The 593-nt window shown below is 75.4% G+C and carries 1 protein-coding gene; it reads right to left on the bottom strand.

What is annotated here, in order from left to right; genetic code table 11:
- Nucleotides 1–542: zinc-dependent metalloprotease (locus RCG67_RS17100; protein WP_368827998.1), on the bottom strand; the 542-nt coding region annotated here is incomplete at its 3' end.
- Between the last annotated feature and the right edge of the window lie 51 nt (nucleotides 543–593).

Here is a 593-nt window from a genome sequence, read left to right as displayed (position 1 = left end):
ACGTTGAGCTCCCGCTCCACGGTGAGGATGTTGGGGGCCACGAGCATCAGCCGCCCGCCCGGGTGGCGCTGCTCGGCGAGGGCGGAGACGAGCCCGGCGTACGGGTCGTACTGGCCGAGGACCTTCGCCGAGAGGAAGCCGAGCACCGCGGCCATCTCCATGGCCGTGGCCGTCCCGCCGAGCGCGGTGGCCGCGGCGCCGAACTGCTCCGGGCGGCGCCGGCGCAGCGCCTCGACCGCCGGCTCCATGAGCACCTGGAAGGTCTGGGCGTTGGCGCGGGACCACCCGGCGCGGTCCACGACGAGGACCGTGGAGTCCCGGAGGTCCCGGGCCGCCTCGAGCCCGGTGATGCGGTGGACGTGGTCCACGGACGCCTCGGCGTGGCGGCGCATCGACGCGACCGCGGCCTGCATGGCACGAGCGGACATCTTCGGCCCCGGCGGGGTGATCCGGGCGGCGGCGGCGGCGGCGAGGTCCCACCGGACGATCCCCGGAGCCTCCCCGTGCGCATCGGTCTCGGGCGTGCGGTGTGCTGCGCTCATGCCCTCATGCAACCACACGCCCCTGGGAGCTCCCCGTCGGAGCGGGTCACA

The sequence above is a fragment of the Kocuria cellulosilytica genome (assembly GCF_040981245.1).
Taxonomy (GTDB): Bacteria; Actinomycetota; Actinomycetes; order Actinomycetales; family Micrococcaceae; genus Kocuria; species Kocuria cellulosilytica.
Note: the sequence above shows the minus strand (reverse complement) of the source record. Positions and strands in the feature narration are given on the sequence as shown.